Origin of the sequence: Pararobbsia alpina, from assembly GCF_902859895.1 — a bacterium.
Classification (GTDB): domain Bacteria; phylum Pseudomonadota; class Gammaproteobacteria; order Burkholderiales; family Burkholderiaceae; genus Pararobbsia; species Pararobbsia alpina.
In genome coordinates this window covers 57,368-78,457 of the sequence record NZ_CADIKM010000017.1, presented here as the reverse complement: position 1 = coordinate 78,457, position 21,090 = coordinate 57,368, and the positions used below count along the sequence as shown (strand labels likewise).

Genomic DNA, 21,090 nt, shown 5'->3' with positions numbered 1-21,090 from the left:
AGGCGGCCGTCGACCGCCCCTTGAATCTATCGTAACTCAAACCAGATTGCGAACACGTTGCCGACCGCGTTCACGCAACGCCTTCGCCAAGACACTTGGCGGAACATCGCTCACCTATGTTCCGGGACTTCCGTCGGGATGCCTTCAATGGCGCACTCAGGCGTACCTGGCGCCGAGCGCGTCAATGCCTCGACCGCCTTGCGTGTGCCTTCCGGGTCGTGGATCCAGTTGCTGTAGAACCGGAAGGGGCAGACTGCGGCACCGTTGACGCTCTCACCGGAATTGATTGTCCCCGTGTACCCGCGATGCAGCAGCTTGTACAAGTGGTTTTGCGACTGCATGTTCTTGCGCGCATCGCGGATCAGGCTCACCGACAACTCGGCATACTGGATCCCCATGTCCTCTTCCCCGCACTCGCCGAGGGTCCGGCCATCAAACCCGATGATGGCCGAGTGTCCGAAGTAGGAATAGACACCGTCGAAGCCTGCGGCATTGGCCACCGCCACATAGCAATTGTTCATCCAGGCCATGGCCTTTGAGACCAGGACCTGCTGGTCCTTGGACGGATACATGTACCCCTGGCACCGCACCACGAGTTCGGCGCCCCCCATGACGCAATCGCGCCAGATTTCCGGATAGTTGCCGTCGTCGCAAACAATCAGGCTCAGTTTGAGCCCCTTCGGGCCTTCAGACACATAGGTACAGTCACCCGGATACCATCCCTCAACCGGCACCCACGGCATGATCTTGCGATATTTCTGCACGATCTCACCCTTGTTGTTCATCAGGATGAGCGTGTTATAGGGAGCCTTGTTGGGGTGCTCTTCGTGACGCTCGCCGGTCAGCGAGAAGACACCCCACACATTCGCCTTGCGGCAGGCGGCCGCGAAGATTTCCGTCTCGTCACCGGGAATGGTCGACGCCGTGTCATACATTTCCTTCGCGTCGTACATGATGCCGTGTGTCGAATACTCCGGAAAAACCACGAGATCCATCCCCGGCAGGCCGCGCTTCATGCCGACCAGCATTTCGCCGATCTTTCGAGCGTTATCCAATACCTCGGCCTTGGTGTGAAGGCGCGGCATCTTGTAGTTGACCACTGCAATGCCAACGCAATCGTTGCTGCTTGAAATATCACCGTGTCGCATGTTTTTTCTCCCACGTTGGATTTCGGCATTAAACAGTCAGGAAGGAGCGGACCTCGTCCAGATCCACATCCTCACGATCCGCTTCGCGTACCAACCGACCGCCGTCTATTACCAGCAGACGGTCCGCCAGATCGAGCGCGAAGCTTAAAACCTGTTCCGATACCAGCAGCGCAATGCCCAACTCCTTTCTCAACGCCACCAATGACTTCGCAAGTTCCTTGATGATCGAGGGCTGAATGCCCTCGGTAGGCTCATCCAGGATCAGCACACTCGGCTTCGAAACCAATGCGCGAGCAATCGCAAGCTGTTGCTGCTGGCCACCGGACAGATTGCCGCCTTTGCGTCGCCCCATCTCCGCAAGCCCCGGGAAAAAGTCGTAGATGAAGTCGGGGATTCGGCCGTAGCGTCCGGTTTCGAGGCCAGTGAGCAGGTTTTCTTCGACAGTCAATTGCGGAAAAATCATCCGCCCTTGTGGAACGAAAGCCAGTCCGGCTCGGACACGCTTGTAGCTGGGCTGACGACCCAACTCGATGCCGTCGAGCGCAACAGAACCGTTGCGAGACTCGACCATGCCGATGATCGACTTCAACAATGTGCTCTTGCCCATGCCGTTACGTCCGACGAGCGCGACGGCGCCACCTTTCCTGACTTCAAGCGACACGTCGTGAATCACGTGGCTCTGGCCATAAAACACGTTCATATTGGATATGGTCAACATCGCCGCTCCCGGTTCACTAGCCCAGATACACTTCAATCACGCGCGGGTCGTTCTGAATTTGGTCCACCGTTCCTTCCGCGAGGACTCGTCCCTGATGAAGGACCGTGACACGCTGAGCGATTGACCGAACGAAGTCCATGTCGTGTTCAATCACCACAAGCGACTTACCGAGCGCGATCGTTCGCAGCAATTCGCCGGTCTGCTCACGCTCTTTCGGCGACATGCCGGCGACCGGCTCGTCCAGCAAAAGAAGCTCCGGATCCTGCACCAGCAGCATCCCGATTTCGAGCCATTGCTTTTGACCGTGCGAAAGCAGCCCCGCCTTCCCTTTCAGTTGGGACGAGAGCCTGATCTGCTCGGCTACCGAGTCGATTCGCTGACGGATTTCGGGCGTACGGCGAAAGAACAGTGAGCGGCGAATGCTGTGTGCTTGTGGAATCGAGACTTCGAGGTTTTCCCGTACGCTCAGATCCTCGTAGATCGACGGGTTCTGGAACTTTCGTCCCACGCCAGCGCGCACAATCTTGAATTCCGGCAGTTCCGTCAGTTCGATTCCTCGAAATTTCACGCTACCGGAAGTCGGACGGGTTTTTCCGCAGATCAGATCAAGCAGGGTTGTCTTCCCCGCACCGTTGGGCCCGATTACGACACGAAGCTCTCGTTCCTCGATCTTGAGAGACAGTCCATTGACCGCCTTGAAGCCACCGAATGAAACGGTCACGTCGTCAATGCTGAGCATGCTCTCCGCGACACGCGACGGCGCTTCCGTGTCAGCAAAGTCATCACCCGCTACAGACGATTGGGATGAGTGGCTCATGCCTCTCCCCCTCTTTTCAAGAGCCGGTCCGCCACGCCGGCGACGCCTTGGGGCATAAATGCCACCACGATGATGAACATCGCGCCGAGGAAGAAAAGCCAACCTTCGGGAAACTGTTCGGACAGGTACGACTTCATGAAGCCGACCAGGAGCGCACCGGCAATGGCCCCCGGAATCGACAGTCGGCCGCCGACCGCGGCGTAGATGACCATCTCGACGGAGGCGACTGCGCCGACGGAGCCGGGACTGACCAAACCCACTTGAAGCGTGAAGAGCGCGCCGCCAATCGAGGATAGAACCGCCGACACCGTGAAGACAAATGCCTTGATCATCGCGGTGTCATAGCCGGAGAAACGTACGCGGTCTTCCCGGTCGCGCACCGCGATCAAAATCTTGCCGAAGCGTGTGTTGATCATCCAGATGCCGAGCGCCATCGCAATCATGGCGAGCACCGCTTCAACCAGATAAATGCGGGCTTTCGACGCATCACTCGTGATGTCCATCCCCAACAGCGTCTTGAAGTCCGTGATGCCGTTTGCACCACCAGTGTCCCCTTGCTGCCCGACGATCAGAATGGTCATAGTCAACGCGAGCACCAAGGTCACAATCGCGAAGTACACCCCGCTGACCCGCTTCATGAAGAGTGCGTACGACAGGGGGAACGCGATCACGATTGGGACCACGACGATTGCAAGCACCGTCAGTGGAAAGTTGCTGAAGGGGTGCCACCACCACGGCAGCTTCTCGACACTGCTCCAGACCATGAAGTCGGGAAGCGCCGGGGCAGACGCCTCGAGCTTCAGAAACATCGCCAGCGCGTACCCACCGAGACCAAAGAAAATGCCCTGACCCAGGCTCAGGATTCCACAGTAGCCCCAGCACAACACGATGCCGATCGCCACCAGGCCGAAGGCCAGATACTTGCCGAATTCGCCAATCCAGAACGGTTCGAGCAACAGGGGGAACGCGAGCAGCACGATTGACGTCGCAAGGTACGCACTCCACGTCAGGGTCCGGGAAGAGACGTTCACGATGTCCGCACCTTTGACACGAACAAACCGTTCGGTCGGAAATAGAGCACCACGACCAACGCCACCATGATCAACACCTTCGCCATCGAGCCGCTCATCAGATATTCGAGTGTCGTTTGGGACTGTGCAATCAGGAAACCCGATGCGGCCGTCCCGAGGAGACTACTGATTCCGCCGAATACGACGACGATGAACGAGTCCACGATATACAGCTGTCCCGTGCCGGGATTGGTGGACCCGATCATGGTGAAGACCGCGCCCGCAATCCCTGCCAGGCCTGAACCCAGCGCGAAGGTCAGCGCGTCGACACGATGCGTGTCGATGCCGACAGCCGAACTCATCTTGCGGTTCTGGGTCACCGCGCGAGCTCGAAGCCCCCAACGGGTTCGATACAGAATCATCCAGACCGCCAGCGCTACCACGGCGGTCAGGCCCATGATGAAAATCCGATTCAATGGAAGTTGAATGCCCGCAACGGGTTCCCACGCTCCAGTCAACCACGACGTCAGTGGACTGGAGACCTCCTGCGCTCCGAAGATCGACCGGTAGGTCTGCTGCAAAATGAGACTGAGTCCCCACGTCGCCAGCAAGGTGTCGAGCGGGCGTTCGTAGAAGTGCCGGATAAATACGCGCTCCAGCAAATAGCCGAACGCAAAGGTCGAAGCAAAGGCAACCGCAATGGCGACGAAGAGATAGATGCCCATCAAGCCGGGCAGATAGAGTTCGAAGAACCGTGCCGTGAGGTACGTCATGTAGGCCCCAAGCGCCATGAGCTCCCCGTGCGCCATGTTGATGACGCCCATCAGCCCGAACACGATTGCCAGACCCAGCGCCATCAACAGGAGAATGGTGAAGCTGCTGAGCCCGTTGAAGAGCTGCATGATGAAAATGTCGAAGTTCATCACGAGTTCGCGCTTACAGTTTCGGAAACGGATTGGGCTCGATCAAAGCGGACTCGTAGACAATATCGAACTGGCCGTCGTCTCGAGCGCGGCCCACTCGCACGCGTTTGGCAGTGTGCTGATTGGTTTGACTAATGTGGATATCGCCCTCGGGCGCATCAAGGCGAAGTCCAGCAGACGCAGAAATTGCCTTGGCGACCTCAAACGACTGCGCCTTCTCTGCCGCGAGCTTCCAGAAGTACACCGAGTTGTATGCACATTCCATGGGGTCGCCGACGACACGATTCTGGCCATACTTCGCTTTCAGCGCTTTGACAAAGGCGTCGTTGCGTGGATTCTTCAGGCTCTGGAAATAACCCATGCAGGCGTAATATCCGGCGGCGTTCTCCTTGCCGATACCGTCAATCTCGTTTTCGGAAACCACGGTGGACAGCAGCTTTTGCTTCTGTCCGTCCAGACCGGCTGCCTTGAGCTGCTTGTAGAACGCAACATTGCTGCCACCGACCACAGTCGAATAGATCCAGTCCGGGTTTGCAGCCTTGATCTTGTTGATAATCGAAGAAAATTCGGTATTGCCGAGCGGTGCGTACTCTTCGCCGACCACGGTTCCGCCTGCCTTTGCGATCGTCGGGCGCGCAATCTTGTTGCAGGTCCGGGGATAGATGTAGTCCGACCCGACCAGGAAAAACGTCTTGCCCTGCTGCGTAGCCATCCATTGGATCGCCGCAATCACCGACTGTGTGGCTTCCTGTGAGGTGTAGATGACTTGTGAGTCCTGTTCCTGGCCTTCGTAGTAGGTCGGGTAGTACAACAGACCACGCTGCTGATTCAGGATCGGAAGCACGGCTTTGCGCGACGCGGAGGTGTAGCAGCCGACGATTGCCGCGACCTTGTCTCGCTGCAGAAGCTTGCGGGTCTTTTCCGCGAATGTCGGCCAGTCGCTCGCACCGTCCTCCACGATGGGTTGAATCGGACGTCCAAGCACCCCACCTGCTGCGTTGATCTCCTCGATCGCCAGTTTTTCCGCATCGACAAGCGAGGCCTCAGCGAGTGCAATGGTTCCGGTAAGCGAATGCAGGAGCCCCAGCTTTACCGGCTCAGCTGCCATCGCATTGCCGGACCACGACATCGCGGATGGCAGTGCCGATGCGGCGATCGCTGTGCCACCCAGTTGAAGGAATCGCCGGCGATGGATCTTGGTCATGGACTTTCTCGCTTTTCGAATTAAGGGTGGTCTTTTCAAGACTGAGGGAGTTAGCAGGTCGAGCGCTATCCGCGCGGCAACTACACGCACAAGAAAATCGATACGTTTTGAAACGACAAAAAAAAGCCCTGCGAAGACGATTTAACGTCTCGCAGGGCATTTTTGCCTTGTGCCTGGCCGGCAATGTTGGCGGCGGGCACGAAAACTGGATTGCTGTGTCTTTAGCTTAGTATTTGTAAATATCCGATGTCAACATAACGTTTATACGTAGAAAATCGAATGTCTCGAAAACGTAGTGAGTCCTCGCCGTTCGCACTCCGTGCAGGCATTCTTCATCGCCCCCACCGTGCATGACAACCCGGCAACATGACAACGCCGTGAAGCGGGAAACGGCGCGATCTCACGATCCGTGATTACCAGCACGAGACTCTATCGTCGTTTTAACGTGCATTTTCAACATTCAGTAGTTCGATATAACGCGAAAACTGTCTCGGGACACGTTGCTTTTCCTAGTCGCCAATCGCGATAATCTGGTTCAACTGTTCGCACGCGGCGGCGAACACGTCATCCGGCACGCGCTTCCAGCGATGGGCCTTTGCCCCCCGAGCCCGCCAGTCAAATGATTTGGGTTGATGCCCAAGGACGTAACTTGTGACTTTCTTCGGTCCCTGAAACTTGATCGCGAACGGGTTCGTGTCGTTGAATTCGGCTGTCGTCATCGGAAGCCCGATCACGATGCCGGTTCGCTCATTGAACGGCTTGGGCGACAGGACCAGCATCGGGTGCAAATCCTTCATCTCGCGACCGACCTGCGGGTTGCAGTCAATCCAGATAATGTCGCGACGATCCGGCACCCACAAAGCTCCCGCCATCAGAACACCTCCGCGCCAACGCGACCCGTTGCCATCACCTCTCCGCCGTGCTTTTCGGGATCAAACTTCGCCAGTTTCTCCGCGAGCGTGAGCTTGCGCGGGCCAACCGGCTTCACCGTCACGCCAATCTCGGCGGTCGTAACCTCAACCTCCTGGCCGACCTCGAAATGAGCCGAACGCGCGACAGCGGCGGGAATCCGAACAGCCAGGCTGTTCCCCCACTGCTGGATCGTGAGCGTCGCAGTTTTCGCCATGATTTGCATCTCCTAGTAACGTCTAAACAAGTGTAGACGATCGCCGAAAAGGTTTCAACGTGTTTAAACGTGACCGTGAGCCGTGGTCGTCGACGGCGCGCTCATTGAGGACCGTCTATACTTAATCGAACCGATACCGAAGCATGAACCCGATCGTCGCCGGCAATTCGTCGGACGGAATCGGCGGGATCAGGATCAAGTTGAGCCCGAACTTGCCGATGTTGGTCATGACGATCGGTGCAATGACGGGACCCACGGCATGGTTGCCGCCGATACCCCAGACCCCATAGTTGTAGCCCGAGATGACGCCGGCCATGACGGCAAGCCGTACATGGCTCCACGTCACGAGATCCGGCGACCAGAGCCCGCCCGCATACCACGAAGGCCGGTCAAGCGAATTGCGAAAGCCGCCGGCGGTCACGGCCCAATTCTGGTTCGGCCAGCACTCCAAGCCGAGGCCGGGGTTGAATTCGTTGAAGTCCTTCTTCGGATTGATGTGCGCCGAGGCCACCATCCCGTCGAGCCAGAGCCCGCCACCACACCAATCAGCCGCTTGAGCGCTTCCGGCCGCGACGAGCGGCGACAGCAGGAGGCCAGCCTTGAGTACCCCCGTCCGCAGGCAGCGGGACGTCATCATCAAACCAGACACAGTCAATCCTCATATTATTTTTGGGTGGGACTAGCAAGATTGCATGACAGATGTGACGCTACGCCGGTCGCCGTCGAATTGTTCGCGGCCACGGTCGATCGATCGATCGACCGGGCAATCGCAGGCCGGCGGGCCTGCATCCATTCGACGCGATGCTTATTGCATCGGCGGAAAGCCGTCCGGGAACAGGCGTTCGACTGCCGCCTCGAAGTGCTGGACAGGCGCGGCACCGCGCAAGGCAATCGCCTTCGACGGCGCGCCGCCGCCAACCTCCTCATCGCCGGGCAGCGGTGACCGGGATACCACGACAAATGGCACGCCGGTGATGCCGACCTGCGTCGCGAGACGCTCGTCCTCGACCACTTCGGCGGTGTAGCGGTCTTCGTTCAGCGCTTCCTCGAGCGTCTCGGGATCGAGCCCGCAGATCGCCGCGATATCGAGCAATACATCGACATCGCCAATGTCGAGCCCGTCTTCGAAATACGCCTTGAAAATGGCGCGATGCACGACGTCGAACCGACCCGCGTCGCGCGCGAACAGCATGGTCTCGAAAGCCTTGCGGCTGCGCGGCTGGACCGGCGGTTGGCGCATGGTCAGGCCGCGTGCCTCGGCCATCGGGTGGACGGACCGGGTCCAGCTCTCATGCAGCCTCTCGTCTTGCGGATCGAGCAAGGGCGCGGGGTCGGGCCGCAGCTCAAATGCATGCCAGCGAAATTCGACCGCATCGCCATAGGCGGCGCGAAACTGGTCGAGCACGGGTACTTCGAGATAGCAGAATGGGCAGACGTAGTCGCTCCAGACATCGATAAACAGCGACGGGGTAGCAGGCATGGCGACGGACTCACGTAAAAGCGGCGCCAATGAAGAGCGCCGGAACAGAATGTCCGTATGGTATCGCGAGTGCCAGGCCTCGCAGGAACCGCTTCGACAACCGCCCCGGCTTGTCCCCGGCTCTGCTCCCGTCTCTGTGGCTCAGTTCCCTCTTTGTTCAGGCCGTTTCGCGCACCGCATCGAACATGACCGGCTGTCCCGAGATCAGCGATTCGCGCATGGCGATGCCGATCCGTGTCGCTTCGAGGGCATCGTGCAAGCTCAACGGCAGGGCCTCGTCGCCCCGCACAGCATCGACGAAGGCCTGCGCTTCACTGACGAACGCGTCGGCAAACCTTTCATAGAAGGTGAGCGTGCACTCATTCGACATGCCATGCGCGTCGGCGATCTCGACGCGATTCGCACGCGGGTTGCGCCCGATATGCAGCGCGCCGCTCGTGCCGATCACCTCGGTTGTCGTGTCGTGTCCATGCGCCATGGTTCGCGACGCATAGAAGACGGCAAGCTTGCCGCCCTCGAACTCGCAGACCGCGACGCCGTTGTCGACGTCCTGCGATTCCGCAAGCCCCGGGTGCAATGCAATCGTACCCGTCGCGAATACACGGTGCGGCTTCGGGTTGCCGAGCAGCCAGCGTGCGAGGTCGATGTCGTGCACGCTGCAATCGAGAAAGATGCCACCCGAGGTCGGGGCGAAGCGCACGAAAAAACCATCCGGATCGTTCTTGTCGCAGGTCTGCGAGCGCACCATGAAGGGCCGGCCGATGCGTCCGCTGCGAACCTTGTCGAATGCATCGCGATAGCTCGCGTCGAAGCGGCGTACAAAACCGATCAGCGTCTTCAGTTGCGGATGACGCCTGGCCTCCTCGATGACCGTCGCACATGCGTCGAGATCGAGCGACAGCGGTTTTTCGCAGAACACGTGCTTGCCCGCGCGCAATGCGTCGATGATCTGGGCCGGGTGCAGAGAGGTCGGCGTCACGAGGAACACCGCGTCGACTTGCGGGTCAGCGAGGAGCGCCGCATAACTGTCATAGAGCCGCTCGACACCGAGCGCGTCGCGCGCCGAGCGCAGCTCGTCGGCAACCGGCGAGCAGGCCGCCACCAGCGAGGCACCCGAAATGCGTGTCGCCAGATTGTCCGCATGCCGGCGCCCGAGCCGGCCGAGGCCGACGATACCGATGCGCACACTGTCTCCTGCCGAAAAGCTGTTCATGCTCTGACGCTCCCGTTGGATGGCCCTGCTCGATCGTCCGCTTGACCGTTCGCTTGATCGCCCACTCGATACTTCGCCCAATAGCGCTCACTTGCTGCCCGCCCGGTGCCCGCTCGACAGACCCACTGGCCGACTCTGCTCGAAAGCTCGAAGGCGGCCGTTAAATGCCCGGACTTACTGCGCCGCCGCGGCGACCGCCGCGAGGACATCGGCGAGCCTGCCATCGCGGGCATCACCGATCTCGACCGGCCGGCCCTCGCGGAACGACTTCGCCGCGGCCTCGGCAAGCAGGAGCGCCTCAAGGCCGTCCTTGACGCTGGTGCGCGGCGCGGTCCCCTTTTGCAGCACCTCGAAGAAATGCGCCATCTCGGCCGCATAGGCCGCGCGGTAGCGCTCGAGAAAGAACGCTTCCGGCAAGTCCTGGCTGACCGCGCGGCGGCCATAAGCCGTCACCTCGGTCGGCCGGGCATTGCCGGCCTGCAGCATGCCCGCGCTGCCGAGAATCTCGAAGCGCTGGTCATAGCCATAGGCTGCGCGGCGCGAGGCGTTGATCTGGCAGAGGCGGCCGCGCCGCGTGGTGATCGTCACGACCGTCGTGTCGATATCGCCAGCCTCGGCGATCGCCTGATCGCTCAGGCAACTGCCGCTCGCATAGACCGTGCGCGCTTCATCGTCGAGGATCCAGCGAAAGATGTCGAAGTCATGGATCAGCATGTCCTTGAAGATGCCGCCCGAATGCCTGATGTAATCGAGCGGCGGCGCGCCCGGATCGCGGCTCGTGACGACCAGGACCTCGGGCTCGCCGATCTCACCCGCATCGATGCGTGACTTGAGCGCCGCAAAGGTCGGATCGTAGCGACGCTGGAAACCGATCAGGCAGGCCACGCCCGCGCGCTCGACCGCCTTTGCGCAGGCCTGCGCACGTTCGATCGTGAGGTCGACTGGTTTCTCACAGAAGATGGACTTGCCTGCGGCCGCGGCACGCATGATCAGCTCGGCATGCGTGTCGGTGCTCGAACCGATGATCACGGCGCCGATCGCCGGATCGTCGAACACAGTCTGCGCATCGGCCACCCGCGCGCCATGTTGCGAAGCGAGCTCCTGCGCGAATGCCGCATTGACGTCAACCACGTACTTGAGCGAGGCACCCTTCTGCCGCACCAGGTTTCCCGCGTGAATCCTGCCGATCCGGCCTGCGCCGAACAGCGCGACTTCAATCATCGTAGCCTCCAGTGTCCTTGATTTCTTCGGGTGCGAGTTCAAGCCGGTATGCAAGCGCCACAAACAAAGCCTGGCACAGGCACACGGTGCTGGTCAGCGAGCGGAATGCAAACGCGCTGCCTTCCTTGACGGTCAGCAACGCATTCGCATAACGCGCGAGTGGCGAGAGCTGGCTGTCGGTAATCACGATCGCCTTGGCCTGATGCAGATGGGCGACACGCAGGCAGGCCTGCGTTTCCTTGCCATACGGCGTGAAGCTGATCGCGATCACGATATCGTTCTTCTTCACGCTGCGGATCTGTTCGTGAATCATGCCGCCGAAGCCGGACACCAGGTGCACGCGCTTGGCCGTATGTTGCAGTGCATACGAAATGTAGCTGGCGACGCTGAACGAACGCCGCACGCCGATCACGTAGATATTCTCGGCCTTCACGAGCAGGTTGACCGCGGCCTCGAACTGCGCGTCGTCGAAACCCTGCTCGAGCTCGTCGAGACCCGAACGGCTCGCCGCGATGAACTCGCGCGCGAGCATCCCCCCCGACACCTTGCCCGGCTTGCCGTCGATGAGCTTGCGGATGCGCTGCTGGTAGCTCTGCGCCGGTGCCGATTGTTCGGCATAGGCCTGACGGAACATCGACTGGAAATCCGAGAACCCGGTAAACCCGAAGCGCTGCGCAAACCGCACGACCGCCGAAGGATGCACGCCGCACTCGCCCGCGATATCGCTCGTGCGATCGACCATCACGCTGGCGCGATTCTGCTCGACGTACTTCGCGATGTTCTTGAGCTGGCGCGGCAGCGTGTCGAACTCATCAGCGATCCGGCGCATCAGCGCCTCGACGGCGGCCGAGGTGCGCTCCTGTTCGTTCGGCTGGCCGACCGCCTGCGCCGTGTGCTGCTCCATCCTGCTCTCCCGGTGTGGTGTTGTTCGTGTGACGAGTATATGCAGGCCCGGATCGAAATGTCACCCAAAATGGAAACGATTTTCCATTTTGCAGTGCAATGCAATTTTTTTTGCATTTTCCAAAAGCGTGAGCTACGCTGCTTTGGCACTCTGAAAGGTTCGCTCGGTTCGCCCGGTTCGCTGGCGGCTTCACGACGCTTGCTGCCGTGCGCGTGCATTTCTCTTCGGTGACGCACACAGACGATCACAACAAAAGGTGGAGACATGAGACATTCGACAGGCGGTAAGCGCTGGCGCACGGTCCTGGGCTCGGGCATCGGCGCCGCGTGCATGAGTTTCGCGGTCCTCGCGGGCGGTCTCGCGGCGCAGACGGCGCAGGCCGCCGATGCGCATTTCGTGCTGATCAGCCATGCGCCCGATTCTGATTCGTGGTGGAACACGATCAAGAACGCCATCAAGCAGGCCGACGAGGATTTCAACGTCGAAACCGACTATCGGAATCCGCCCAATGGCGACATCGCCGATATGTCGCGCCTGATCGAACAGGCCGCGGCACGCAACTACGATGGTGTGATCGTCACGATCGCCGACTTCGACGTGCTCAAGAGCTCGATCGGCAAGGTCACCGCAAAACACATCCCGCTCATCACGATCAATTCCGGCACCGAGGAACAAAGTGCCCAGCTCGGCGCCGTGATGCACGTCGGCCAGCCCGAGTATGAGGCCGGCAAGGCGGCCGGGATGGAAGCGAAGAAGGCCGGGGTCACGTCCTTCCTTTGCGTTAACCACTACGCGACCAATCCGGCTTCCTTCGAACGCTGCCGCGGTTTTGCCGAAGCGATCGGTGCCGACTTCAAGGCTTCGACGCTCGACGCGGGCGCCGACCCGACCGGCATCCAGACCAAGGTCAGCGCCTACTTGCGCAATCATCCGGACACCAAGGGCGTACTCGCGCTCGGGCCGACCTCCGCCGCGCCGACCATCAAGGTGCTCCTGGCGACCGGCCAGGCCGGCAAGCTCTGGTTCGCGACCTTCGACTTCTCCGACGATATCGCCAAGGCGATCCAGGACGGCACGATCAAGTTCGCGATTGACCAGCAGCCCTACCTCCAGGGTTATATCCCGGTGGCCGTGCTCGCGATCATGAAGAAGGACAAGACGACGGACGTCGCGAAGATCCGCACGGAGCTCCAGAACAACCCGAAGTTCAAGGCACGGCTCGCGACCTACGGCCTGCAGCCCGTCTATGGTGCGAAGAACATCAGCTCGGGTCCGGGGTTCATCACGAAGGACAACATCGACAAGGTCGTGAAGTTCGCGGGGCAATACCGCTGAGTTTCGCTGGCCTCGGCCGGGTTTGAGAACACGGTGCCCTCGAGGTTCGAGGGCCACCGATCCCGGTCAGGCCGGCACCGCATCCGCATCAAGTAGAGGAGAAGTCATGGGCGTCTTTCAGCACCGCGCACATCATCAGCCCGATTCGACCACTGCGTCCGCCGCGTCCGATCCTTCGGCCAAGGCAGACCCGTCGGCCCCCGGTTCGGCCCAGGGCGCACGCTCCGTGAAACAGGACGAGCGCGTGCGCTCGGAAACATGGTTCAGCAAGCTGCTCGGCCGGCCGGAATTCGCGGCGATCTCGGGCGCCGTCATGGTGTTCATCGTCTTCGGACTGGCCGCCGGCAATTCGGGCATGTTCAATCTCGACGGCGTGATGAACTGGTCGCAGGTCGCCGCCTATCTCGGCCTGCTCGCGGTGGGCGCCTGTCTGCTCATGATCGCCGGCGAGTTCGATCTGTCGATCGGCTCGATGATCGGTTTCGCCGGGATGATGGTCGCGATTCCATCCGTCTACTGGCACTGGCCGATCTCACTGGCGATCCTGTTCGCCTTCGTCGGGTCGATGGCACTCGGCGCGCTGAACGGTTATCTCGTGATACGCACGCGGCTACCTTCGTTCATCGTCACGCTGGCTTTCCTGTTCATTCTGCGCGGCCTCACGCTCGCGCTATCGGTGCTGTTCTCGGATCGCACGATCATCTCGGGCGTCGGCGATATCGCGGCGGCCGATCCGATCGCGAACTTCCTGTTCAAGGGTGTCGCGTTCCACTCCTTTTTCCAGTGGCTCGGCCAACTCGGGCTCCTCAGGCTGCTCGATTCGGGCGAGCCGCTCGTGCCGGGCATTCCAAAGGTCCTGCTCTGGTGGGTCGTGCTCGCGGCTTTCGGCGCATTCATGCTGGCACGCACCCGCTTCGGCAACTGGATCTTCGCCTCGGGCGGCGATCCGGTCGCGGCCAAGAACGTCGGTGTGCCGGTCAAGCGCGTGAAGATCTCGTTGTTCGTGCTGACCGCGTTCTGCGCCTGCCTGTTCGCGGTCCTGCAGGTCTGCGATATCGGTTCGGCCGCGGCCGACCGCGGTCTGCTCAAGGAATTCGAGGCGATCATCGCGGCCGTAATCGGTGGCGCCCTGCTCACGGGCGGCTACGGCTCGGTGATCGGCGCCTGCTTCGGTGCGCTGATTTTCGGCGTCGTGCAGATCGGCATCAGCTATACGGATGTCGACTCCGACTGGTTCGGGGTGTTTCTCGGCGTGATGCTGCTGATCGCCGTGATCTTCAACAACTACATCCGGCGCCGCGTGTCCGAGGCGAAGTAAGCCAGCCGGCGCCATCCTCACGCGCCACCTGACCGATGGGGCCCACGCGGGCCACCTCGGCCACGCGTGCAGGACGACATGACTCAGGTCAACAAGGGACTGCCATGAGCGACGTTCAATCGAAGCCGGACTACATTCTCGAGCTCGACCAGGTAAGCAAGTATTTCGGCAAAGTCATCGCACTCAAGGACGTGTCGTTGCGTCTGCGGCGCGGCGAGGTGCATTGCCTGCTCGGCGACAACGGGGCGGGCAAGTCGACCCTGATCAAGACCCTGGCGGGCGTCTGGACGCCGAACGAAGGGCATTACCTGGTCGACGGCACGCCGGTGCATTTCAAGTCGCCGCGCGATGCGCTCGACCTCGGCATTGCGACGGTCTACCAGGATCTCGCGCTCGTGCCGCTGCTTTCGGTCGCGCGCAATTTCTTCATGGGCCGTGAGCCGCAGCGCAAGCTGTTCGGCATGATCAACGTGATGGACCTCGAGACCTGCGCGTCGACCGCGCGTGAAAAGCTCGGCGAAATGGGCATCAATGTGCGCGACGCGCACCAGGCGATCGGCACGATGAGCGGCGGCGAACGCCAGTGCCTCGCGATCGCGCGCGCCATCCACTTCGGTGCGCGCGTGCTGATTCTCGACGAGCCGACGGCCGCGCTTGGCGTCAAGCAGAGCTTCAATGTGCTCAAGCTGATCCACCACGCGCGCGCCAAGGGCATCTCGGTGATCTTCATCACGCATAACGTCCACCATGCCTATCCGATCGGCGACACCTTCACGCTGCTGAACCGCGGCAAGTCGATGGGCAGCTTCCTCAAGCAGGACATCAGCAAGAACGAAGTCCTCGACATGATGGCCGGAGGCGCCGAAATGCAGCAGCTGATCGGCGAACTCGAAGACACGACGGCGTAAGACGAAGGGAGTCACCATGCAACACGCACACAGTCGCTTTGCCGCGGGCCGCTCGCTCGATGTGATCTGCATCGGCCGGCTCGCGGTCGATCTCTATGCTCAGCAGGTCGGCGCGCGGCTCGAGGACGTCGCGAGCTTTGCGAAGTATCTCGGCGGCTCGTCGGCGAACATCGCCTTCGGTTCTGCGCGGCTCGGCCTCAAGTCCGCGATGCTCACGCGCGTCGGCGACGACCATATGGGCCGCTTCCTGCTGGAGACGCTTGCACGCGAAGGCTGCGACACCGCTCATATCGTGACCGACCGTCAGCGCCTGACCGCGCTCGCGATGCTTGGCCTCAAGGACCGCGATACCTTTCCACTCGTGTTCTATCGCGAGAACTGCGCCGACATGGCCTTCGATGTCGCTGACGTCGACGAAGCATTCATCGCATCGAGCAAGGCGCTGCTCGTGACGGGCACCCATCTGTCCACGGAGAAGGTCCTCGCGGCCAGCCGCCAGGCCTTCGAGATCGCGCGCCGCCACGATGTGCGCACGGTGCTCGATATCGATTACCGCCCTGTGCTCTGGGGCCTGACCGGCAAGGCGGATGGCGAAACGCGGTTTATCGCGAACGACGACGTCACCGCGCATCTGCAACGCGTGCTGCCGCTGTTCGATCTTGTCATCGGCACCGAGGAAGAGTTTTGGATCGCGGGCGGCGGCAATGGCCTCATCGAAGCGCTGCGCGGCGTGCGCGCGGTGACGCCCGCGACGCTCGTCGTCAAGCGCGGCGCGCTCGGCTGCTCGGTGATCGAAGGCGCGGTGCCCGCTTCCATCGACGATGCACCCACCTTCGAAGGCGTGCCGGTCGAAGTCTTCAACGTGCTCGGCGCGGGCGATGCCTTCGCGGCCGGTTTTCTCTCGGGCTGGCTGCGCGACGAACCGTTCGAGACTTGCGCGCGTCTCGCGAACGCCTGCGGCGCGTTGGTCGTTTCGCGGCATGCATGCGCACCCGCCATGCCGACACCCGCCGAGCTCGACTATTTCCTCGCGCACGCTCAAGCCGATGCGGCCTCGATGCGTCACCCCGATCGCGATGCGACGCTTGCGCGCCTGCACCGTGTAACCGTCCCACGTACACAATGGGACGAACTGTTCGTGTTCGCCTTCGACCACCGCAGCCAGATGTTCGAACTCGCGCGCGAGACCGGCTGCGACGAGCACCGCATCGAAACGCTCAAACGGCTTTTCGTCGATGCCGTCGCCCAGACCGCCGAAACGCGCCAATCCGGACAGGCTCCGGCACACGATCGCGGCGACCGGGAAGCACAGGTGAGACAGGGCCAGGTCGGCGTGCTGATAGACGGCCGCTACGGGACACACGCGCTCGCCGCAGCGACCGGGCGCGGCTGGTGGATCGGCCGGCCGGTCGAACTGCCAGGCTCGTCGCCCTTGCTGTTCGAGGGCGGGCGATCGATCGGCACGACCCTGATCGACTGGCCGCGCGAACACACGATCAAATGTCTCGTGCACTACCATCCGGACGAGCCCTTCGAGACGCGTCTCGAACAGGAGGCCCAGCTTCGCGCGCTCTACGACGCCGCGCAGGCCAGCGGCCACGAACTGCTGCTCGAGGTGATTCCGCCCAAGCATCTGTCGCAGGCGCCCGACGTCGTGTTGCGCTCGCTCAAGCGCATCTACAACCTGGGCATCTATCCCGAGTGGTGGAAGCTCGAGCCGATGCCCGCTGATCGCTGGCAGGCCATCGATGCGCTGATCGCCGAACGCGACCCGTATTGCCGCGGTGTCGTGCTGCTCGGCCTGAACGCGCCCGTCGCGGCCCTGGCCGAAGGATTCCGCGATGCGGCCGCTTCGACCCAGTGCAAAGGCTTCATGGTCGGCCGCACCATCTTCGGCGAGCCCACCCGCGCCTGGATGGCCGGCGAGATCGACGATGCGGCGCTCAAGGCCCAGGTCCGCGCAACTTTTGAAACCCTCATCGATCTCTGGCGCGCCGCGCGCAAGTCGCCGCGCACGCGTGCCCAGGTCGTCACCGCCACGGAGCGGGTTGCATGAACGATCCCCTACACCCTGCTCATCTCGCTGAAACGCGGACCGTCGAACTCACGGCCGCACAGGCGCTCATCCGCTATCTGGCCGCGTTGCGTGTCGCGAGCGAGGACGGCAAGACGCTCGAGCCGCTCTTTGGGGGCGTCTTCGCAATCTTCGGGCACGGCAATGTTGCCGCGCTCGGCGAGGCGCTCTATCACCATCGCGACGCATTGCCGACCCTGCGCGCGCACAACGAGCAGGCGATGGCGCATGCGGCCGTCGCCTATGCGAAAGCCCACTTCCGGCGGCGCATGATGGCCGTCACGACCTCGATCGGTCCGGGCGCAACGAACCTCGTGACGGCTGCCGCACTCGCGCACGTGAACCGGCTGCCGGTGCTGCTTCTGCCTGGCGATATCTTCGTCTCGCGCGCGCCCGATCCCGTGCTTCAGCAAGTCGAAGACATGCAGGACGGCGGGGTTTCCGCGAACGACTGCCTGCGGCCGGTTTCGCGTTATTTCGACCGCATCGTGCACCCCGCGCAATTGCTGAGCGCACTGCCGCGCGCGATCTCGGTCCTGACCGATCCCGCACAGTGCGGGCCGGTCACGCTCGCCTTGCCGCAAGACGTGCAGGCCACCGCCTATGCGTATCCGGTGAGTTTCTTCGAGCCACGCGTCGTCGAGTTCCGCGCGCCACCACCCGACGAGGCCGAACTACGCGCGGCCCTCGAGGCGATCCGACTGGCGCGGCGTCCCCTGATCGTCGCGGGCGGTGGCGTGCTCTATGGCCGTGCGACGGATGCGCTCGCGGACTTCGCGAACCACCACGGCATCCCCGTCGCGGAAACCCAGGGCGGCAAGGGCTCGCTACGCTGGGACGACCCGTTCAACGTCGGCGCGATCGGCGTGACCGGCTCGTCCGCCGCGAACGAACTCGCACACGAGGCCGACCTTGTCATCGCGGTCGGCACGCGGCTGTCAGACTTCACGACAGGATCGAATAGTCTGTTTCGCCAGGCAACGGTACTCGGCATCAATACCCATGCGCTCGATGCGATCAAGCACCGCGGCCTGCCGCTATGCGCCGATGCACGATGCGCACTCGAGGCTCTCGACGGCGCACTGTCCGACTGGCAGCCGGCAGAAGACTGGAGCCGGCGTGCCCGCGCAGGCGCTCGGGCGTGGTGCCTCACGGTCGAGACGCTGACGGCGGGGGCACGCGAGCGCCTGCCCTATGAAGCCGAAGTGATCGGTGCGATCCAGCACTCGATTCCCGACTCCCCTGAACGCGACATCGTCGTCTGCGCGGCCGGCACGCTGCCCGCCGAACTGCACAAGCTCTGGCGCGCCGGGGTCCCGGGGGCCTATCACGTCGAATACGGCTTCTCGTGCATGGGCTACGAGATCGCGGGAGCGCTTGGCGTCAAGCTCGCGCGCCCCGAACGCGAAGTCATCGTGACGGTCGGGGACGGCAGCTATCTGATGATGAACAGCGAGATCGCGACCTCGGTCGCGCTCGGCGCGAAGCTGATCATCGTCGTGCTCGACAATCGCGGTTACGGCTGCATCAACCGCCTGCAACAGACCTGCGGTACGCCCTCGTTCAACAACCTGCTCGAAGACGCCGCGCCGCGCGTCGATTTTGCCGCGCATGCGCGTGCGCTCGGCGCACACAGCGAGCATGTCGACGCGCTCGCAAGCCTCGCGTCCGCGCTCGAACGCGCACGGGCCGCGACTCGTACCTATGTCATCAGCATCGATACCGATCCCGCGCGCACCACTGGCGAAGGCGGCTGGTGGTGGGAAGTGGCCGTGCCCGAGGTCTCCGCGCGCGAAGCCGTGCGCAGCGCACGCGCCCAATACGAGCAAGGCAAGTTGCAACAGAAGGAGCCGCACTGATGCCCGCCGCACAAAACAGTTTCGACATGCTCATCGGCGTGAACCCGCTGTCCTGGATGAACGACGACCTGCCCTCGCTCGGCGGCGAGACGCCGCTGTCGGTCGCATTGACCGAGGGCAGGCAGATCGGCTATCAGGGTTTCGAGCTCGGCAACAAGTTTCCGCGCGAATCGCAGGCACTCGGCGCACTGCTCGGCGAATACGATCTCGCACTCGTCTCGGGCTGGTATTCGGGGCGCTTGGCGCGGCGTTCGGCACAGGAAGAGATCGATGCGGTCGGACCGCACCTCGAACTGCTCGCGCGCTGTGGTGCGAAGGTGATGGTTTACGGGGAAGTCGCCGATTCGATCCAGGGCTCACCCGTCTCGCTTTCGAAGCGGCCGCGCTTCATCCGCGACGATCAGTGGGAACTGTATGCGCGGCGGCTCGACACCTTTGCAGCCTACACGCTGTCGCAGGGAGTGCGCGTGGCCTACCATCACCATATGGGTGCCTATGTCGAGGCGCCGGACGATATCGACCGTCTCATGGCGATGACGAGCGGCGATGTCGGCCTGCTATTCGACACCGGCCATATCACCTTCGGCGGCGGCGACCCACTTGCGATGCTCGACAAGCATATCGGCCGCGTCTGCCACGTGCATTGCAAAGATGTGCGGCCACACGTGCTGCGGCTCGCGCGCAACGGCGACTGGACCTTCCTGCAGTCGGTCATCAATGGCGCGTTTACGGTGCCTGGCGACGGCGCAGTCGATTTCGACGCGGTCATCGGGCGTCTGGCGAAGCACGGCTACCGTGGCTGGCTCGTGGTTGAGGCCGAACAGGATCCCGCGGTCGCGCCAAGCTATAGCTATGCGGACAAGGGTTTCCGAACACTGGACCGCCTGGTCGCTTCTCATGCCGCCGCATCCCACGCCGGTGCCACGCCTGCCCTGTCGTCCGACGCGCCGCGCGCTACCGGCTCGCCCGCGCTCCATGCATCCCAACGCTGAGGTTCCAGTATGAGTCTGCTCGTCAAGTCACAGGAAACCGGACGCGAGATCGTCCGGGTAACGCCGGCATCGGCCGGCTGGCGCTTCGTCGGGTTCGGCGCCTACCGGCTGGAGCCTGTCGTATCGCCGGGCGCCGCCGGGGATGCACTCGACCTGCATTTCGCGGACCGCGAAATGTGTGTGGTCGTGCTCAGCGGGAGAGTGTCGATCGAAGCCGGCACGCAGCGATGGGCTTCGATCGGCGAGCGCCGCTCGGTCTTCGACGATGTCGGTCCCTACGCGCTCTACGCGCCGCCGGGTACTCGCGTGCATGTCGCGAATGCCGATGCTCACGCGAGTGCCGAAGTCGCGGTCTGCGATGCGCCGGCGAGTGGCCTTTATCCGCTTCGAATGATCGAACCCGGGCAGATCAAGGCCAGCGTGCGCGGCCAGGGGCTCAACACACGCTATGTTCGCGATATCCTGCCGCAGAGCGAAACAGCCGAGTCGCTGCTCGTGGTCGAAGTGCGTACGCCCGCCGGACACTCATCGAGCTACCCGCCCCACAAGCACGATGCCGACAACGTGCCTCAGGAAAGCTCCCTCGAGGAGACCTACTATCATCGGCTCGATCCGCCACAGGGTTTTGCGTTCCAGCGCGTCTATACCGACGAACGCGATATCGACCAGGCACTCGCCGTCGAGAACCACGACGTCGTCATGGTGCCGCGCGGCTATCATCCGGTCGTCGTGCCGTATGGCTACGACTCGTACTATCTGAATGTGATGGCGGGACCCAAGCGCATCTGGCACTTCAAGAACGACCCCGCGCACGAATGGATGCTCGCGCCGCGATGACAG

Annotated in this window: 20 protein-coding genes; 7 read left to right on the top strand and 13 right to left on the bottom strand. The window is 62.2% G+C overall.

The genetic code is table 11. The annotated features are described in order from the left end of the window. Positions 1-110: 110 nt before the first annotated feature. The 13 genes from HV670_RS17400 to HV670_RS17340 form a co-directional block, all read right to left on the bottom strand. A complete protein-coding gene (locus HV670_RS17400; protein ID WP_175106043.1) occupies positions 111-1,148 on the bottom strand; it encodes an aliphatic amidase in 1,038 nt (345 codons plus the stop codon). A 28-nt stretch (positions 1,149-1,176) separates the two neighbouring features. Beyond that, on the bottom strand, positions 1,177-1,866 hold the full coding sequence (urtE, locus tag HV670_RS17395) for an urea ABC transporter ATP-binding subunit UrtE (RefSeq protein WP_175106042.1): 690 nt from the start codon (positions 1,864-1,866) through the stop codon (positions 1,177-1,179). Positions 1,867-1,882: 16 nt separating this feature from the next. After that, a complete protein-coding gene (gene urtD / locus HV670_RS17390) occupies positions 1,883-2,605 on the bottom strand; it encodes an urea ABC transporter ATP-binding protein UrtD (RefSeq protein WP_217478453.1) in 723 nt (240 codons plus the stop codon). 74 nt (positions 2,606-2,679) lie between these two features. After that, positions 2,680-3,714, bottom strand: coding sequence for an urea ABC transporter permease subunit UrtC (gene urtC / locus HV670_RS17385; RefSeq protein ID WP_246257605.1), 1,035 nt, complete (start codon positions 3,712-3,714; stop codon positions 2,680-2,682). Then, positions 3,711-4,616, bottom strand: coding sequence for an urea ABC transporter permease subunit UrtB (gene urtB / locus HV670_RS17380; RefSeq protein ID WP_217478452.1), 906 nt, complete (start codon positions 4,614-4,616; stop codon positions 3,711-3,713). The genes urtC and urtB overlap by 4 nt, the downstream gene beginning before the upstream one ends. Positions 4,617-4,629: 13 nt before the next feature. Next, positions 4,630-5,820: a transporter substrate-binding protein gene (locus HV670_RS17375; protein WP_175106041.1), complete on the bottom strand. Its 1,191-nt coding sequence runs from the start codon at positions 5,818-5,820 to the stop codon at positions 4,630-4,632. Between the two features lie 509 nt (positions 5,821-6,329). Further along, the gene (locus HV670_RS17370) at positions 6,330-6,692 is read right to left on the bottom strand and encodes a type II toxin-antitoxin system PemK/MazF family toxin (RefSeq protein WP_175106040.1); all 363 of its coding nucleotides are present in this window, start codon (positions 6,690-6,692) and stop codon (positions 6,330-6,332) included. Next, on the bottom strand, positions 6,692-6,946 hold the full coding sequence (locus HV670_RS17365; protein WP_175106039.1) for an AbrB/MazE/SpoVT family DNA-binding domain-containing protein: 255 nt from the start codon (positions 6,944-6,946) through the stop codon (positions 6,692-6,694). Before HV670_RS17365 ends, HV670_RS17370 begins: the two co-directional genes overlap by 1 nt. A gap of 121 nt (positions 6,947-7,067) precedes the next feature. Further along, positions 7,068-7,580 (bottom strand): hypothetical protein, encoded by a 513-nt coding sequence (locus HV670_RS17360; protein WP_175106073.1) that lies wholly within the window; start codon positions 7,578-7,580, stop codon positions 7,068-7,070. A gap of 171 nt (positions 7,581-7,751) precedes the next feature. Beyond that, positions 7,752-8,426, bottom strand: a complete 675-nt coding sequence (locus HV670_RS17355) for a DsbA family oxidoreductase (RefSeq protein WP_175106038.1) — start codon at positions 8,424-8,426, stop codon at positions 7,752-7,754. Positions 8,427-8,583: 157 nt separating this feature from the next. Continuing rightward, positions 8,584-9,639 (bottom strand): Gfo/Idh/MocA family oxidoreductase, encoded by a 1,056-nt coding sequence (locus tag HV670_RS17350; RefSeq protein WP_175106037.1) that lies wholly within the window; start codon positions 9,637-9,639, stop codon positions 8,584-8,586. A 174-nt stretch (positions 9,640-9,813) separates the two neighbouring features. Beyond that, positions 9,814-10,860, bottom strand: a complete 1,047-nt coding sequence (iolG, locus tag HV670_RS17345) for an inositol 2-dehydrogenase (RefSeq protein ID WP_175106036.1) — start codon at positions 10,858-10,860, stop codon at positions 9,814-9,816. After that, positions 10,853-11,689, bottom strand: coding sequence for a MurR/RpiR family transcriptional regulator (locus HV670_RS17340; protein ID WP_175106072.1), 837 nt, complete (start codon positions 11,687-11,689; stop codon positions 10,853-10,855). Before HV670_RS17340 ends, iolG begins: the two co-directional genes overlap by 8 nt. Positions 11,690-12,094: 405 nt before the next feature. Here HV670_RS17340 and HV670_RS17335 point away from each other — a divergent pair, with 405 nt between their 5' ends. The 7 genes from HV670_RS17335 to iolB all read left to right on the top strand — a co-directional run bounded on the left by HV670_RS17335 (position 12,095) and on the right by iolB (position 21,087). After that, on the top strand, positions 12,095-13,099 hold the full coding sequence (locus HV670_RS17335; RefSeq protein WP_246257610.1) for a sugar ABC transporter substrate-binding protein: 1,005 nt from the start codon (positions 12,095-12,097) through the stop codon (positions 13,097-13,099). A 226-nt stretch (positions 13,100-13,325) separates the two neighbouring features. After that, the gene (locus HV670_RS17330; RefSeq protein ID WP_425511436.1) at positions 13,326-14,417 is read left to right on the top strand and encodes an ABC transporter permease; all 1,092 of its coding nucleotides are present in this window, start codon (positions 13,326-13,328) and stop codon (positions 14,415-14,417) included. Positions 14,418-14,521: 104 nt separating this feature from the next. Continuing rightward, the gene (locus HV670_RS17325) at positions 14,522-15,325 is read left to right on the top strand and encodes an ATP-binding cassette domain-containing protein (RefSeq protein WP_175106033.1); all 804 of its coding nucleotides are present in this window, start codon (positions 14,522-14,524) and stop codon (positions 15,323-15,325) included. 16 nt (positions 15,326-15,341) lie between these two features. Continuing rightward, positions 15,342-17,381 carry a bifunctional 5-dehydro-2-deoxygluconokinase/5-dehydro-2-deoxyphosphogluconate aldolase gene (locus HV670_RS17320; RefSeq protein WP_175106032.1) on the top strand — a complete coding sequence of 680 codons (2,040 nt, stop codon included), beginning with the start codon at positions 15,342-15,344 and terminating at the stop codon, positions 17,379-17,381. After that, positions 17,378-19,258 carry a 3D-(3,5/4)-trihydroxycyclohexane-1,2-dione acylhydrolase (decyclizing) gene (gene iolD / locus HV670_RS17315; RefSeq protein ID WP_175106031.1) on the top strand — a complete coding sequence of 627 codons (1,881 nt, stop codon included), beginning with the start codon at positions 17,378-17,380 and terminating at the stop codon, positions 19,256-19,258. Before HV670_RS17320 ends, iolD begins: the two co-directional genes overlap by 4 nt. Continuing rightward, entirely contained in the window at positions 19,258-20,250 is a 993-nt protein-coding gene (gene iolE / locus HV670_RS17310) for a myo-inosose-2 dehydratase (protein ID WP_175106030.1), read from the top strand. The genes iolD and iolE overlap by 1 nt, the downstream gene beginning before the upstream one ends. A 9-nt stretch (positions 20,251-20,259) precedes the next feature. Further along, positions 20,260-21,087, top strand: a complete 828-nt coding sequence (gene iolB, locus HV670_RS17305; RefSeq protein ID WP_175106029.1) for a 5-deoxy-glucuronate isomerase — start codon at positions 20,260-20,262, stop codon at positions 21,085-21,087. Positions 21,088-21,090: the final 3 nt, after the last annotated feature.